We start from the raw sequence: 14,450 nt of genomic DNA on the forward strand, positions 1-14,450 counted from the left end.
GCTTATTCAGCCTCTGGTCATTTTGGATGTGCCAGTTTGGCGTTCGAGAATGAAAGGTAGATTTATGCGTTCAGTTCTGAAAATCACAGCCATGTCTCTGGCGTCTATGGCTCTTGCTCAATCGGCGTTTGCCATGAGTGCACGCGAGTGCCGCGTGGAGCAGAGGGAACTTGCTGAGACGGTTCAGGCGCTTCAGGCTGCTCAAGCAGAGCTTGTTGCACTTGGTGAACAGGCAGAAATCGCTGGTGATGAGTATGTTGCGGCACAGGAGGTTTCCAGCCTGTCATCTGATCACGCAGCTGAAGCAACGCGCCTTGAAGCTGAATTCGACGCTTTGCGCGGTGAAGTGGAGGCGAAGAACGCCAGCCTTGCAGCTCAAGCTGCAGAATTCACTTCAGCAAGAACCATATTCCAATCCAACTGCGCGACCTATTTGACGAACTAGTCGCGAAACGTACCCACAACAGGCACGTGGTCTGATGGTTTTTCCAGACCGCGTGCTGTTTTGTAGATTTCAATTTTCTCAATACGGTCAGAGGCTTCCGGGCTGATCAGAAGGTGATCGATGCGGATGCCATGATCCTTCTGCCAGGCGCCGCGTTGGTAATCCCAGAACGTGTAGGCGTGGCTTTTGCCTTCAAGCGTGGCGAAGGCTTCTGTATAGCCCAGCCATTGGATCTTCTGAAATTCTGCTCGCGACTCAGGTTGCGCCAGAGCATCATCCTTCCACACATTCGGATCCCAGCAATCTTCGTCTAAAGGAATGACGTTATAGTCCCCCGCAAGTACGACAGCTTCTTCATAGCTCAGAAGCTCCTTCGCGCGGTTTCTCAGGTGCTCCATCCAGCGGAGTTTGTAATTAAATTTCTCGCCGGGAAATGGGTTTCCGTTCGGAAGATAGATGGACGCCACACGCATCGGGTTGTCGCCGCCGGTCAGAACCTCAATGTAGCGGGCCTGATCGTCGTCTTCATTGCCCGGAAGACCGCGCTGCACATCTTCGATTTGCGTGCGGGAGAGAATTGCAACGCCATTATAGCTCTTCTGGCCGTGCGCCTCGATCTGATAACCAAGCTCCTCGATTTCCATATACGGAAATGCATCAGTCTCGCATTTTATCTCCTGCAGACAGACGACGTCACAGTCGATGTCTTTCAGAACCTGAATAACGGTTGGCAGGCGCGCTTTGATGGAATTGACGTTCCATGTCGCAATTTTCATTGGTCAGTCCCGGAATTCGGCGAACTCACTGAGTGCGGCTCGGGCTGAGCGCATCTGATTCGCAGGGTTATCCCAGTCAGGATAGCCAAGCGCCATGCCGCAATAAAGCATTTCAGTCTCGCCAAGCCCCAAATGTTCTTTGAGGGTAGGGCGTAGAATGCCCCAGCACTCCTGCATACACGTGCCGAGGCCCATTTCTGTCGCCAGCAGCGCGATAGATTGCATGAACATACCCGTATGCGCCCATTGTCCGTGGCCCATACATTCGTCAATTACGATCATCAAAGCGACTGGCGCTCCGAAGAACCGGAAATTGTTCGCGAACCAGCCGAGGCGAGCGGCTTTGTCTTCGCGGGGGATACCAAGAGCGCCATACAGGTCTTCGCCGACCTGAAAGCGTCGTGAGCGATGAGGTTCCCCAAGGTCTTCGGGATAGATCGGGCGATCCGTCGGTTCGCCCATCGGGCTTTTAGACAGCTTTTCCTGAGCTACGCGAATAAGGTCGTCTTTTGACTTTCCGGTGAGCGCAATGACGCGCCATGGCTGGAGGTTTCCGCCTGACGGTGCACGTTGTGCAGCTGTTAGAAGTGTTTCCAGCGTCTCCCGCGAGACGGGCTTGTCGAGAAAGCCGCGAACTGAAAGGCGTTTGTCGAGTGCTTCAGCAACAGTCATTTATTCGCTCCCATAATTATCTGAGAGCTAGTGTTCCGCGTGGAATGCAGCTTGACAACGGTGTCGTCACGTCACCTATCTAGATGGAGAAGCTCGTTCCGCAGCCGCAATTGGCTGTGGCGTTCGGATTATGGATTTTAAAGCTTGCGCCGATCAGCTCGTCCACAAAATCGATCTCGGAACCTTCAAGAAATGGGAGGCTGACAGAATCGATTGCGACTTTCGCACCATCGCGTTCGATCACGAGATCTTCGGTCTCAATTGTCCGGCCGAAATCGAATTTGTACGAGAAGCCGGAGCAACCACCACCTTCAACGGATACCCGAAGGAAATCGGCGTCGCCGTTTTCTGAAAGAATCGCGTTAATGCGCTTGGCAGCGCTGGAAGAGAGAGTGACGGGAGTGTCCATCATTTTGTCCTTTTGTCCGGCGATATACAGATAATCACGATTTCCGTAACGAAAAGGCAAACCATGACAGGATCTCTGATTTCACCGCGTGTAGATTATGCGAGTGACCCTGCCAGAAGTCGAGGCCGGTTTCAGATTGAGCCTGAATCGCGCACCAGAACGCCTTTTCAGCGTGATCGTGACAGGATCATTCACGCGAGCGCATTTCGACGACTTAAGATGAAGACGCAAGTCTTCGTGGCGCATGAGGGCGATCATTTTCGCACGCGGCTGACCCACTCTCTGGAAGTTGCTCAGATTGCCCGCTCTGTGGCGCGCACGCTCGGGCTGGATGAGGACCTCGCCGAAGCGCTCGCGCTTGCGCACGATCTGGGCCATCCGCCATTTGGGCATGCTGGTGAAGATCAACTCGACGAATGCATGGAAGCGTTTGGCGGCTTTGATCACAATGCCCAAACATTACGTGTCGTGACGCGTCTCGAGCAGCGTTATCCGACCTTTGATGGTTTGAATCTGACGTTTGAAACCCTCGAAGGGTTGATAAAGCACAACGGGCCAGTTCTTAAGAACGGCAAACGTATGCAGGATCTTCCGCAAGCCTTTCTGGATTTCGAGCATCTTGAGCAGCTTGATCTGGATACCTATGCCGGCCCTGAGGCTCAGGTCGCTGCGCTTTCAGATGATATTGCTTACAACAATCACGATATCGACGATGGGCTTTCAGCCGGATTGTTCACGATCGAGGATATCAAAGATGTTCCGCTCGTCGGGCGGATCTTCCATCAGGTTCAGAAGGACTATCCGCTGCTTGATCGCCAGCGTGTGATCTCGGAAGCTGTACGCCGTTTGATTGGTGTCTGGATTGAGGATCTCACTGCCGAGACAAGCCGGCGCGCAAAGCGGCTCAATCCGAAATCGGTCGAAGATGTGCGAAACCTCAATGAGCCGCTCGTCGCCTTTTCTGAGAAACTCGACGCCGAGCAGAAGGAACTTCGTCGCTTCCTGATGGAGCGCATGTACCGGCACTATAAGGTGAACAGGAAGCGCAGTCAGGCTAAACGCATTCTGAAAGAGCTTTTCGGGCTATTTCTTTCAGAGCCTGACACATTGCCGCCACCTTGGAATGAGACAGCTCAACAGATGACGAAGGATGCACGTGCCCGTGTGGTCTGTGATTACATTGCGGGCATGACAGATAATTACGCCATTGATGAGCACAGAAGACTCTTCAATCTGGATGCGATGATCTGAGTTATCGTTAGCGCACCGTTAACAAAACTTATAATATTCTTAATGCGAGTAGAAGGATTCGCGTTATGGCTGATGATTACGAAGCCGAAACTGGGCCTCGAGAGCGGTCGACATATTCCGCTTTTGGGGACGAGTATAAAGGGTTTGATGCCCGTGAGGATGATGGTGGCGGCAAGGGGCCGCTGATCGTGATTCTGGCGGCTGGCGTCGTTCTTGTCTTCGGTGCTGTGGTCTGGAATGCGTATCGTCAGGGTATTCGTGCAAATCCAAATGATGCGCCGATCTTCGCCGCCGATGATGACCCTTACAAAACCCGTATGGAAGAGGAAGGCGATGATGGCGTATCTGAAGCCAATATGCGCCTGTTCGACTCGATTGATAACAATGATCGTTCGTCGAACGCTGAAGTAACCGAAGTGTCTGGATCGCCACAGGATGGAGAGCCACGTGAGCTTCGTCCGGGTGCGGCGCGAACAGGTTCAACGACTCCGCCGGGAACCGCTACGCAGTCTACACCTACTTCCGCGCCGGTCAGAGAAGAACCTCGGGCTGCGTCTCCTGAGCCAACGCCAACTCCGACACCAACAGCTACCCCAACGCCAACTGTTGCGCCGCCACGTCCACTGCCACCGGTGACGAATGACGTGCCAGATAGCTCTAATTCGGTGTTCGATGCTAACGGCAATTATCTGGTTCAGGTCATGGCGCTTCGAGATCGTTCTGACGCAGAGACTGCGTGGGCACAGCTACGCGAGGCGCATTCTGATCTGTTTGCGGGCGCTGTTATGGACATTCAGCGCGCAGACCTCGGGTCACGTGGTATTTTCTATCGACTTCGTGTTGCGGCTTTCGCGACGCGCGATGATGCTGACCAATTCTGCAATGCGCTTCAGACGCGCAACCAGTCCTGTATTGTGATTACGAGATAATCGATGAAAGCGTGTATCCTCAGCGTCTCCGGCCCTGTCCTTTCCAATGAAGAGAAGGCTCTTCTGAGCGATACTCAGCCATGGGCGATCATTTTGATGGGCCGTAGCTGTGTCAGCAAAACTCAGGTCAAGAAACTGGTTGATGATATCTGGGCTTCGCTGGGGCGAGCTTGCCTGATCTTTATTGATCAGGAAGGCGGACGCGTTGCACGCCTTAAAGCACCTGAATGGCCAGTTTTTCCTCCAGCTGCGCGCTATGGTGCGATCTACCAACAAGACGCGCAAAAAGGGCTGGAAGCGACGCGTATCGGACATACGCTCATGGGGGTTGAGCTTTCCACCCTTGGAATTCACGCGGACTGTTCGCCGTGTGTAGATATTCCTGTGCCAGGCGCTCACGACATTATTGGTGATCGTGCCTTCGGTCTCGAGCCGGTTCAGGTTGGACAGCTCGGAGCTGCGGCTCTGCAAGGTCTCCGTGATGCCGGTGTTGCTGGTGTGATTAAACACATACCGGGTCACGGTCGTTCGAAAGCCGACAGCCATGAAGAACTGCCGGTGGTCTCCGAGGGTGCAAATGAGTTGGCCAAAGACTTTGCTGCGTTCGAGGCGGTGAATGATGCGCCAATGGCGATGACTGCGCACATTCTTTACACGGCGTTTGATGCAAACGATCCAGCGACAACTTCATCCACAATTATTTCAGACGTCATTCGCGGCCGTATCGGCTTTGACGGTCTGCTTATGAGCGATGATCTCGGCATGAAAGCCCTCGGCGGACCTTTGAGCGAACGCGCGCAACGCGCTGTAAACGCTGGATGTGATGTCGTTCTGCACTGTTCAGGTTTTGAAAAAGACCCGCAGGTGATTCTGGCAGAGATGACGGAAGTCGCACATGCGGCACCTGAACTTCAAAATAAAGCTCTCTCTCGCGCTAAGAGGGCAGAATCAGATAGCACTAAACAGAAAGATGTAGATGTGCTCGCGCTGAAAGAGCGATTCGACGCTCTGATGACGGAGACAGAAACGGTGAGCTGATGGCGGCAGACGGACTAGTGACGGGAAGCGGATCGCTGGATTCCTCGGACTTCGATTTCGATCAGGCAGATGCCTTTCTGGTCGATGTTGATGGTTTTGAAGGGCCGCTCCATCTGTTGCTTGGCCTCGCCCGTAAACAGAAAGTGGACCTGCGTAAGGTCTCGGTTCTCGAACTTGCCGAACAATATCTCGCTTTTGTAACCGACGCCCGAGAGAAGCGTATCGACCTTGCTGCCGATTATCTGCTGATGGCCTCCTGGCTCGCCTTCCTGAAATCACGTTTGCTTTTGCCGAAACCGGAAAAGCAAGCTGAAAACGAAGTGAGTGCTGACGATCTCGCATCACGTCTGGCGTTCCGTCTGCAGCGACTGGAAGCTATGCGTGAGGCAGGTGAGGCGCTCATGAATGGCGATATCCTCAATCGCGATGTTTTTCCTCGCGGCCTGCCGGAGCGTCCTGTTGTTGTTAAACGGGCGCAATACAATACGCGTCTGATTGATTTGATGGCGGCGTTTGCAAAGATTCAGACGCGGCAATCCCGCGAGAAACCGCACGAGGTGGTTAAGCAATATGTTCTGCCGCTCGAAGAAGCGCGCAAAACCATCGTGCGGGTATTGCCGACCATGGGTGACCGCTGGGCAAGCCTGAATGAAGTCGCGGATTCGGGCGGGCGATCTGAAGAAGATCACGCGCCGAGTAAGTCCCGTCTCGCCAGTCTCTTTGCGGCGTCGCTAGATCTCACAAAGGCAAAACGGATCGATTTGAGGCAGGATTCTTACAGCGAGCCGGTGATGGTGCGGTACATGGAAGATGCTGATGCGGAGGCTGAGAATGCCTAAGTCAGAAGCTGAGCGCCTTGAGGATATCCGCTCTGCCGTAAAGCAGATGAGCTTCGCCTATAAGGGGCAGGAGCGCAAAGCTGTAGAAACTGAAGTCCGGTCCACACCGTATCTGGAAACCGAGGCAGAGGCATTGCGTCGCGCAGAAGCCGTTCTGTTTGCTGCTGGTGAGCCTTTAACCGCGGATGAGGTTGCGGCATCCATGCCTTCGGGCGTTGATGCGTCTGAAATTCTGATGACTCTTCAGGAAGCTTACACAAAGCGCGGTGTGAACCTGGTTGAAGTCGGTGGAAAATGGCGGTTCCAGACTGCGCGTGATCTGAGTTTTCTCTTCACGGAGTATCGCGACGAAGATCGTAAGCTTTCATCGGCAGCGCTCGAAACGCTCGCTATCATTGCATATTGCCAGCCAGTTACCCGCGCCGAGATTGAAGATGTGCGTGGCGTCGCCGTCTCCAAAGGTACGCTAGATATTCTGCTCGAATGTGGATGGGTTCGCCTTCGTGGCCGACGTCGTACCCCAGGACGTCCTGTGACTTACGGAACTACTGACGCGTTTCTAGAGCATTTCGGGCTCGAAAACCTTGATACGCTGCCAGGTAAGTCAGAGTTTCAGGCTGCTGGTTTGCTGGATAGTGCGCTGCCTGTTGGGTTTGAAATGCCACGTCCGACAGATGAAGATAATCTGGATGATGGTGACGCGATTTCTGTCGATGATGAAGAAAACGCAGAATTCCACACCGATTTTCTTGCAGACGATGACAATTAGGTCCATTGACGTGCATTGTCCTAACGGCACTTCCTGTCTATTTTAAACAGGAGTAAGGGAGAATTACTATGGCCCCAAGTTGGATGCAGCTTTTGATTGTTGCTGCAGTAGCTCTGCTGCTGTTCGGCGGTCGCGGAAAAATTTCTGCAATCATGGGTGATATGGCGAAAGGCATTAAGAGCTTTCGTTCCGGCCTCAAAGATGACGATGACGAGACCGCATCACCGGATGCGATCAACGTAACCCCGGAAAAAGACAAAGCGTAAGCGCGCTTTGATCTGCAATGCTTCCACAGTTCGGTTTATCTGAATTTCTGCTTATCGGCATTATCGCCTTGATTGTTGTCGGTCCCAAAGACTTGCCGCTTATGATGCGGCGCATTGGTCAATGGGTCGGACAAGCGAAGCGTATGGCGAACGAGTTCCGCGGCGCCTTTGATGATATCGCGCGTCAGGCGGAGCTCGACGAGCTGCGTCAGGAAATCGAAGCGCTTAAGAAAAATAATCAGTTGGAGCAGGCGGTGACCGACCTGCAAGATGCTGAGCGGGATATCAATTCCTCCGTCATGAGCAGTGAGACTTCTGGTGAACGACAAGCCTGATAAGAGCGCCGCTCAAGCTGACGACGAAGTCGAAAATTCCAGCGCACCGCTTCTTGAACATCTTAAAGAACTTCGCACGCGTCTTATCTGGGCGATGGTTGCGCTGGCGGGTGCTGGCATCCTCTGCTTTGTCTTTGCAGAGCCCATCTATAACTTTCTATTGTCTCCGCTCGTACGTGAAGCCCAGTTTGAACGCGGCGATGCCGACTTCCGTCTGATCTATACCGGTCCTTTGGAGGTGTTTTTCGCGCAACTGAAATTGTCACTATTCTCCGGTTTATTCCTGGCGTTCCCATTCATCGCTTGGCAGCTCTATGCCTTCGTCGCTCCGGGCTTGTACAAGAATGAACGGGGTGCGTTTCTCCCGTTTCTCGTGGCGGCGCCACTGCTGTTCACGATTGGCGCACTATTTGTTTATTTCATAATGCTGCCGCTCGTCTCGCGTTTTGCTCTTAGTTTTCAGCAGATGGGAGGCGAGGGTATTGCCGCCATTGAGTCCCAGATTCGCGTTTCGGAGTATTTGTCCCTCGTAATGGCGCTGATGCTCGCTTTCGGCCTGTCATTCCAGCTTCCTGTCATTGTGAGCCTTTTGGGCAAAGCCGATCTCGTGTCATCAGATACGCTCAAGAGCGGACGCAAATACGCGGTCGTTGGTATCCTCGCTTTCGCGGCCTTTTTTACACCGCCCGACATCATCTCTCAGGTAATGCTGGCGGTGCCTGTTGCCATACTGTATGAAATTTCAATTTGGTGTGTGGTTCTGATTGAGCGTGCGCGTGATCGTGAAGAGGAAGAACGTAACGCAGCCCAGTAGACCTGAGCAGCGCATGGCGTTAAGCAATCTCCCAATTCAACAGGGCAGATTCCATGCACGATATCCGTTTTATTCGCGATAACCCGACGGCTTTTGATGATGCGATGGCGCGCCGCTATTTTGCAGCGCCTGACGACGCATCCAGCTGGTCGGAAAAAATCCTGAAGCTCGATGCTGATGTGCGCGCTGCAGTCGCGCAAAAACAGGACGCCGAGCAAATCCGTAACCAGTCTTCAAAGCTGATTGGTAAAGCTAAAGCGACTGGCGATGAGGCCGAAGCTCAACGCCTTATGGCTGCGGTTGCTGATGCTAAGGCGACGATTGAAAAAGCCGGTGCTGCGGAAGAAGAGGCGCAGAATGTCCGCGATGGCATTCTCATGTCCCTACCGAACCTGCCGTATGAAGATGTTCCGCTTGGTGAGGGCGAAGAGCAGAACGAAGAAGTGCGTCGCTGGGGCGAACCGATCAAGCTGTCATTTGAACCAAAGTCTCACGACGTCGTTGGCGAAAACCTGAAAGCCGGCGCCGCTGGCGCGCAGATGGATTTCGAGGCGGCTGTCGCTATGTCCGGTTCGCGTTTTGTCGCTCTGAAAGGGCCGATGGCGAAGCTGGAGCGCGCGCTTGCTGCATTCATGCTGGATCTGCAGACGGAGACGAATGGCTACACTGAAGTTAGCCCACCATTGCTGGTGCAGGACCGCGCACTTGTGGGTACAGGTCAGTTGCCAAAGTTTGGCGAAGACCTCTTCCTGACCACGGCGGGTCACTATCTGATCCCGACCGCTGAAGTCTCGCTTACAAACCTCGTACGCGAAACGATTATGGCGGAAGATCAACTGCCGCTTCGTATGACCGCACACACGCCATGTTTCCGCTCTGAGGCAGGCAGTGCCGGCCGTGATACAAAAGGCATGATCCGTCTGCACCAGTTCAATAAGGTTGAGTTGGTGTCCGTCACGACGCCTGAAGAGAGCGACGCCGAACTCGAGCGTATGACAGGCTGTGCGGAAGCGGTTCTGCAGAAGCTTGAGCTTCCTTATCGCGTTATGAAGTTGTCGACTGGCGATATGGGCTTTGGCGCGCGTCGTACCTATGACCTTGAAGTCTGGCTTCCGAGCCAGCACACGTACCGGGAAATCTCCTCCTGCTCTACGTGCGGCGATTTTCAGGCCCGCCGGATGGATGCGAAGTTTAAGCGTAAAGACGCCAAGAAGCCGGAGTTTGTGCACACACTTAACGGGTCTGGTCTTGCGGTTGGACGCACGCTGGTAGCTGTGATTGAGAACTACCAGAACGAAGATGGTAGCATCACCGTACCAGAGGTTCTGCGCCCATATCTTGGCGGTCTGGAGAAAATCGAGTCCGTCTCGTAATGCGCATTCTTCTTACCAATGATGACGGCATTCACGCCGAAGGCCTGAAAGTGCTTGAGGATATCGCCCGAACTGTTTCGGACGACATATGGATCATTGCGCCAGAGGTGGAACAATCCGGCAAGTCGCGTGCAATGACGCTTACCGATCCGATACGCGTTCGAAAGCTGGGTGACAAAACGTTCGCGATTCGTGGCACGCCGACAGACTGCGTTTTGCTGGGCTTGCTCGAGCTGATGGGTGATCAGAAGCCTGATCTGATCCTTTCAGGCGTAAACCGCGGGCAGAACATCGCCGAGGACACGAGCTATTCCGGTACAATTGCGGCCGCGATGTGTGGCATGCAGCATGGCGTGAGATCTATCGCGCTAAGTCAGTCGCGTGGCTTCCAGGCTCCGGGCTCGCTGCCATGGGAAACGGCTCGCCATTGGGGCAGCAAGGTTCTAAAGCGGCTCGTGGATATGACATGGGCTGACAATGTCGTGGTGAATGTGAATTTCCCTGACCGTGCACCAGATGCTGTCACGGGCGTAGAGATTACCCGGCAGGGGTTCCGTGACGAAAATATCGTACATGCCGAGCAGCGTCTTGATTTGCGCGGCGATAGCTATTTCTGGATCGGCTATCGGGGCAAGCTATCGGATCCCGCAGATGGAACCGATCTCAAGGCGATTTACGAGGGCAGGGTGTCCATCACGCCTTTGCATGTAGACCTGACCCATGAAAGCACCCTACAGTCTTTCAGGGCGGAACTGGTGGGTGATATCGGGAAGTAGTGACGAGAGTGTCTGAGGCTGAGCACGATCCATTTCGTAAAATGCGACTGATACTCGAGCTTCGACGTTCGGGTATCACCGATAACGATTTGCTCAATGCGATCGAAAAGCTGCCTCGCGAACAATTCGTCGATCCCGAGTTCGAAGAATACGCCTATGACGATGTCGCTCTGCCGATTGCCTGTGGTCAGACCATCTCGCGCCCTTCCGACGTAGCGACGATCATTTACTCGCTGGAGCTCGGTAAGGACCGGTCCTGCACCATTCTGGAGATCGGCACGGGCAGTGGCTATCTGACAGCTTTGATGTCCCGGCTTGCGCGCCGAATCAATACGGTTGATCGTTACAGAACTCTGGTCGAAGCTGCGAAGCAGCGGTTTGATAATCTTGGTCTCGCGAACATCATTTCGCAGTGTAGCGACGGCGCGCTTGGCTGGCCGGCATCTGCGCCATTTGACCGTATCGTCGCGACATGCGCGCTCGAAGATGTTCCGCAGGTCTGGCTCGGCCAGCTAAAGGCTGGCGGCATGCTAATCATGCCGGTAGGCACAAACGAAGATCAGCGTCTCATGCGATATCGCAAAGATAAATCCGGCAAGATTTCTTCTGACGCGGTTGGTCTTTCAAACTTTCTTCACCTCGTGGAGGGTGCCGCTAAGGAATTATAGAGGTGGCGATTACCTCTTGTTTGCAAAATGCGGGGCGCCCAAGTATAGCCTCGCGTCTGATATAACTCTCAATGGACCGTCAAATGACCGATTCACTTATTCTCTTCGCGCAAGCAGCTGAAGGTGGCAGCAACATCCTTACGGGCCTCGTGCTTCCGTTCGGTGCCATGGCCGCAATCATGTACTTCCTGCTTATCCGCCCACAGCAGCAGCAACGCAAAAAACATCAGGAAATGCTCAGCAACCTGAAAAAGAACGACCGCGTTGTCACGTCTGGCGGCCTTGTTGGTAAAATTGTCAAAATCAGCGACACTGAAGTCGTTCTGAACCTTGGTTCGACAGAAGTGACTGTTCTGCGTCAGATGGTTATCGACGTACGCGACAAGAGCGCTGCAGACACACCTGCAAACGACTAAGATACAGGTTTTCCAATGTTACAATTCCCACCCTGGAAGGTCGCACTGATCCTCTTTGTGTCGGTTTTCGGAGCACTGTTTGCATTGCCAAACGTGCTTAATGAAAACCAGCGTGAGAGCATTCCGAGTTTCCTGCCTTCTTCGCCAGCTAACCTTGGTCTGGACCTTCGGGGCGGGGTATCGCTGCTCTTGTCTGTTGATGCCGAGCAATCGGTCACGAAGCAGCTGAACGATCTGCTGCGTGAGGCACGTGCTAAACTTCAGACAACGCGCGGCGATAACCGTATTTCCTACACGGCTATTCGTGTGGAAGACGACGCTGTGCGTTTCCGTCTGCGCGACAACTCAATGTCTGATCGCGCAATCGCGCTCATGCGCGAAATGAACCAGCCTATCGGTGGGCCGCTTGGCGCACCGAGCATCGAGGTCTCTCAGGCCGGTAATGGCGAGATCGAGATCAGTTTCACCCCGCAGCGTGTGGAAGAAATTATGGCGGAAGCAACCCGCCAGACTGTTTCCAAGCTCGGTCCACGTCTTGACCCGGACGGTCTTGGCGAAATTCTCGTCCAGCCTTCTGGTGAAAACGACATTATCGTTGAAGCGCCTGGTGAGAGTGACCCGGAGCGCCTTATTCGTGTCATCGAACAGCCGGGTGTTCTGACCTTTAACCTCGTTGTTGAAGACCAGAATGCGTTGAACGAAGCACTGCGCACGGGTCAGCCGCGTGTTGGTAACATCATCAGACAATCCGTCACCGGAGAAACTCTGCTTCTTGAATCTGATCCGATTATTGAAGGCGATATGGTTCGCAGTTCCAGTCAGGGCTTTCACCCTGAGAACAATCAGCCAATCGTGAACTTCACATTCAACACAACCGGCGCGCGTCTATTTGGTGAGGCTACATCCCAGAACCGTGGTCGACGTTTCGCAATTCTTCTGGATGATGCTGTGCAGTCTGCACCGCGGATTAACAGTGCCATCCTTCAAGGGTCCGGTTTCATCGAAGGTTCTTTCACCGTCGAATCCGCACGCGAACTGGCGACGGTTATTCAGGCGGGTGCTCTTCCTGCGCAGGTGAATGTTGAGAGTGTGCGTGTGGTTGGCCCGACGCTTGGTCAGGACTCGATTGAAGCAGGTGCGCTTGCCTCCATCATCGGCCTCATCCTCGTCGCGATTTTTATGCTCTTTGCGTACGGTCTGTTCGGCATCTTTGCCGTTGGATCGCTGATCGTGAATATTCTTTTGATCTTTGGTGCGCTTTCCGGTCTCGGCGCGACGCTGACCCTTCCGGGTATTGCGGGCATCATTCTTACGATTGGTATGGCGGTCGATGCGAACGTTCTGGTGTTTGAACGTATTCGTGAGGAATCCCGAAATGGACGAAAGCCGATCTCTGCAATTGAGTCGGGGTATCAGCAAGCTCTGTCGACCATCCTCGACGCGAACATCACGACGCTTCTCGCTGCTTCGGTCCTCTACACGCTGGGCTCTGGCCCTGTGAAAGGCTTCGCGGTGACGCTTGCGATCGGTATTTTCACGTCTGTTTTTACGGCTTTCGTTCTGACTCGCTGGTTCTCTGTGATCTGGCTTCGTGCGACACGCCCAACCAAGCTGCCGATGTAGGAGACCTGACATGCTTATGAAACGTCTTCCGATTGAGGGTAAAGTCGACTTTATGTCGGTCCGAATGTTCGCATTCGCTCTGTCTGCCGTGGCTCTGGCTGCATCGGTTATTCTCATCCCTATGAAAGGCCTGAACTTCGGTATCGACTTCGCAGGCGGTATGCTGGTGGAGATCACAAAGCCAGAAGGTGCGGAGATCGAAGATATCCGCGCGCTGGCAAACGAGCTTGAGCTCAAGGCGCCTAATATCACTGAGGCCAGCGGCACCGGCGCCAACGCGGAGGAAACATTCGTTATTCGCGCTGCACTTCCTGATGAGGATGAAGTGGCTACAGACGCAGACACAAATACTGACGAATCTGCTGCGACTGATCAGGAAATCGACGAGGCTCAGCGTTTTATCGACGCTCTCGAGGCCGCTTATCCGCACAGTGACGTCGAAGAACGCGACTGGGAAATTCTGCGCCGTGATAGCGTTGGCCCACGAGTCTCAAATGAGCTGCTGCAAGCCGGTATTACGGCTCTCGCTGTCTCGCTCATCTTCATGCTGGCTTATATTTGGTTTCGGTTCCAGATTGCGTTCTCAGTGGGCGCGGTTATGGCCTTGCTGCACGACGTCATTCTGACCGTAGGGGTGTTCTCTCTTCTTCAGATCGATTTCGACCTAACGACGATTGCCGCGCTTCTGACGATTATTGGTTACTCTATGAACGACACGGTTGTTGTGTACGACCGCGTTCGCGAAGAGCTGCGGAAATACAAGAAGATGCCGCTCAAGGATGTGATCAATCTGTCTCTGAACAAGACCTTGTCCAGAACGTTGCTGACGTCCGGCACGACGCTTCTGGCGCTGATCTCGATCTATGTGCTTGGCGGTGAGGTTCTTCGCGGCTTCTCGTTCGCTCTGATCTGGGGTGTCGTTATCGGTACGTATTCTTCGATCTTTATTGCTTCAGCACTTCTTCTGCACACTGGTCTTACCCGTGATCCGGAAAAGCTGCAGAGCGCGGACGAGATCTTCTCCAAGTCCTGATAGGGCCGATGAGTTGAT

Annotated in this window: 18 protein-coding genes; 15 read left to right on the forward strand and 3 right to left on the reverse strand. The window is 53.7% G+C overall.

Annotated elements, in window-relative coordinates:
• Positions 1-49 precede the first annotated feature (49 nt).
• Entirely contained in the window at positions 50-445 is a 396-nt protein-coding gene (locus G523_RS0112210; protein ID WP_155802702.1) for a hypothetical protein, read from the forward strand.
• Here G523_RS0112210 and xth read toward each other — a convergent pair.
• The 3 genes from xth to erpA form a co-directional block, all read right to left on the reverse strand.
• On the reverse strand, positions 442-1,221 hold the full coding sequence (gene xth / locus G523_RS0112215; RefSeq protein WP_022695351.1) for an exodeoxyribonuclease III: 780 nt from the start codon (positions 1,219-1,221) through the stop codon (positions 442-444). The genes G523_RS0112210 and xth overlap by 4 nt on opposite strands.
• Positions 1,222-1,224: 3 nt before the next feature.
• Positions 1,225-1,893 carry a nitroreductase gene (locus G523_RS0112220; RefSeq protein WP_022695352.1) on the reverse strand — a complete coding sequence of 223 codons (669 nt, stop codon included), beginning with the start codon at positions 1,891-1,893 and terminating at the stop codon, positions 1,225-1,227.
• A gap of 79 nt (positions 1,894-1,972) precedes the next feature.
• Positions 1,973-2,302, reverse strand: coding sequence for an iron-sulfur cluster insertion protein ErpA (gene erpA / locus G523_RS0112225; RefSeq protein WP_033233254.1), 330 nt, complete (start codon positions 2,300-2,302; stop codon positions 1,973-1,975).
• A gap of 63 nt (positions 2,303-2,365) precedes the next feature.
• Here erpA and G523_RS0112230 point away from each other — a divergent pair, with 63 nt between their 5' ends.
• From G523_RS0112230 to secF, 14 genes are all read left to right on the forward strand, one after another.
• A complete protein-coding gene (locus G523_RS0112230) occupies positions 2,366-3,553 on the forward strand; it encodes a deoxyguanosinetriphosphate triphosphohydrolase (RefSeq protein ID WP_022695354.1) in 1,188 nt (395 codons plus the stop codon).
• Between the two features lie 65 nt (positions 3,554-3,618).
• Positions 3,619-4,482 (forward strand): SPOR domain-containing protein, encoded by an 864-nt coding sequence (locus G523_RS0112235; protein WP_022695355.1) that lies wholly within the window; start codon positions 3,619-3,621, stop codon positions 4,480-4,482.
• A gap of 3 nt (positions 4,483-4,485) precedes the next feature.
• Entirely contained in the window at positions 4,486-5,520 is a 1,035-nt protein-coding gene (nagZ, locus tag G523_RS0112240) for a beta-N-acetylhexosaminidase (protein WP_022695356.1), read from the forward strand.
• Positions 5,520-6,359, forward strand: coding sequence for a segregation and condensation protein A (locus tag G523_RS0112245; protein ID WP_022695357.1), 840 nt, complete (start codon positions 5,520-5,522; stop codon positions 6,357-6,359). Before nagZ ends, G523_RS0112245 begins: the two co-directional genes overlap by 1 nt.
• Entirely contained in the window at positions 6,352-7,128 is a 777-nt protein-coding gene (gene scpB / locus G523_RS0112250) for an SMC-Scp complex subunit ScpB (RefSeq protein ID WP_022695358.1), read from the forward strand. The genes G523_RS0112245 and scpB overlap by 8 nt, the downstream gene beginning before the upstream one ends.
• 68 nt (positions 7,129-7,196) lie before the next feature.
• A complete protein-coding gene (gene tatA, locus G523_RS0112255) occupies positions 7,197-7,394 on the forward strand; it encodes a twin-arginine translocase TatA/TatE family subunit (protein WP_022695359.1) in 198 nt (65 codons plus the stop codon).
• 17 nt (positions 7,395-7,411) lie between these two features.
• Complete coding sequence (tatB, locus tag G523_RS0112260; protein ID WP_022695360.1) at positions 7,412-7,729, forward strand: Sec-independent protein translocase protein TatB; 318 nt, start codon at positions 7,412-7,414, stop codon at positions 7,727-7,729.
• A complete protein-coding gene (gene tatC, locus G523_RS0112265; RefSeq protein ID WP_022695361.1) occupies positions 7,713-8,543 on the forward strand; it encodes a twin-arginine translocase subunit TatC in 831 nt (276 codons plus the stop codon). The genes tatB and tatC overlap by 17 nt, the downstream gene beginning before the upstream one ends.
• A 53-nt stretch (positions 8,544-8,596) precedes the next feature.
• The gene (gene serS, locus G523_RS0112270; protein ID WP_022695362.1) at positions 8,597-9,916 is read left to right on the forward strand and encodes a serine--tRNA ligase; all 1,320 of its coding nucleotides are present in this window, start codon (positions 8,597-8,599) and stop codon (positions 9,914-9,916) included.
• A complete protein-coding gene (gene surE / locus G523_RS0112275) occupies positions 9,916-10,692 on the forward strand; it encodes a 5'/3'-nucleotidase SurE (RefSeq protein ID WP_022695363.1) in 777 nt (258 codons plus the stop codon). The genes serS and surE overlap by 1 nt, the downstream gene beginning before the upstream one ends.
• An 8-nt stretch (positions 10,693-10,700) precedes the next feature.
• Complete coding sequence (locus G523_RS0112280) at positions 10,701-11,360, forward strand: protein-L-isoaspartate(D-aspartate) O-methyltransferase (protein WP_022695364.1); 660 nt, start codon at positions 10,701-10,703, stop codon at positions 11,358-11,360.
• A gap of 83 nt (positions 11,361-11,443) precedes the next feature.
• Entirely contained in the window at positions 11,444-11,776 is a 333-nt protein-coding gene (gene yajC, locus G523_RS0112285; protein ID WP_022695365.1) for a preprotein translocase subunit YajC, read from the forward strand.
• A gap of 15 nt (positions 11,777-11,791) precedes the next feature.
• Complete coding sequence (secD, locus tag G523_RS0112290; RefSeq protein WP_027441703.1) at positions 11,792-13,399, forward strand: protein translocase subunit SecD; 1,608 nt, start codon at positions 11,792-11,794, stop codon at positions 13,397-13,399.
• Between the two features lie 10 nt (positions 13,400-13,409).
• On the forward strand, positions 13,410-14,432 hold the full coding sequence (secF, locus tag G523_RS19195) for a protein translocase subunit SecF (RefSeq protein ID WP_033233187.1): 1,023 nt from the start codon (positions 13,410-13,412) through the stop codon (positions 14,430-14,432).
• Positions 14,433-14,450: the final 18 nt, after the last annotated feature.

The sequence above is a fragment of the Ponticaulis koreensis DSM 19734 genome (assembly GCF_000420665.1).
GTDB classification, from domain to species: Bacteria; Pseudomonadota; Alphaproteobacteria; order Caulobacterales; family Hyphomonadaceae; genus Ponticaulis; species Ponticaulis koreensis.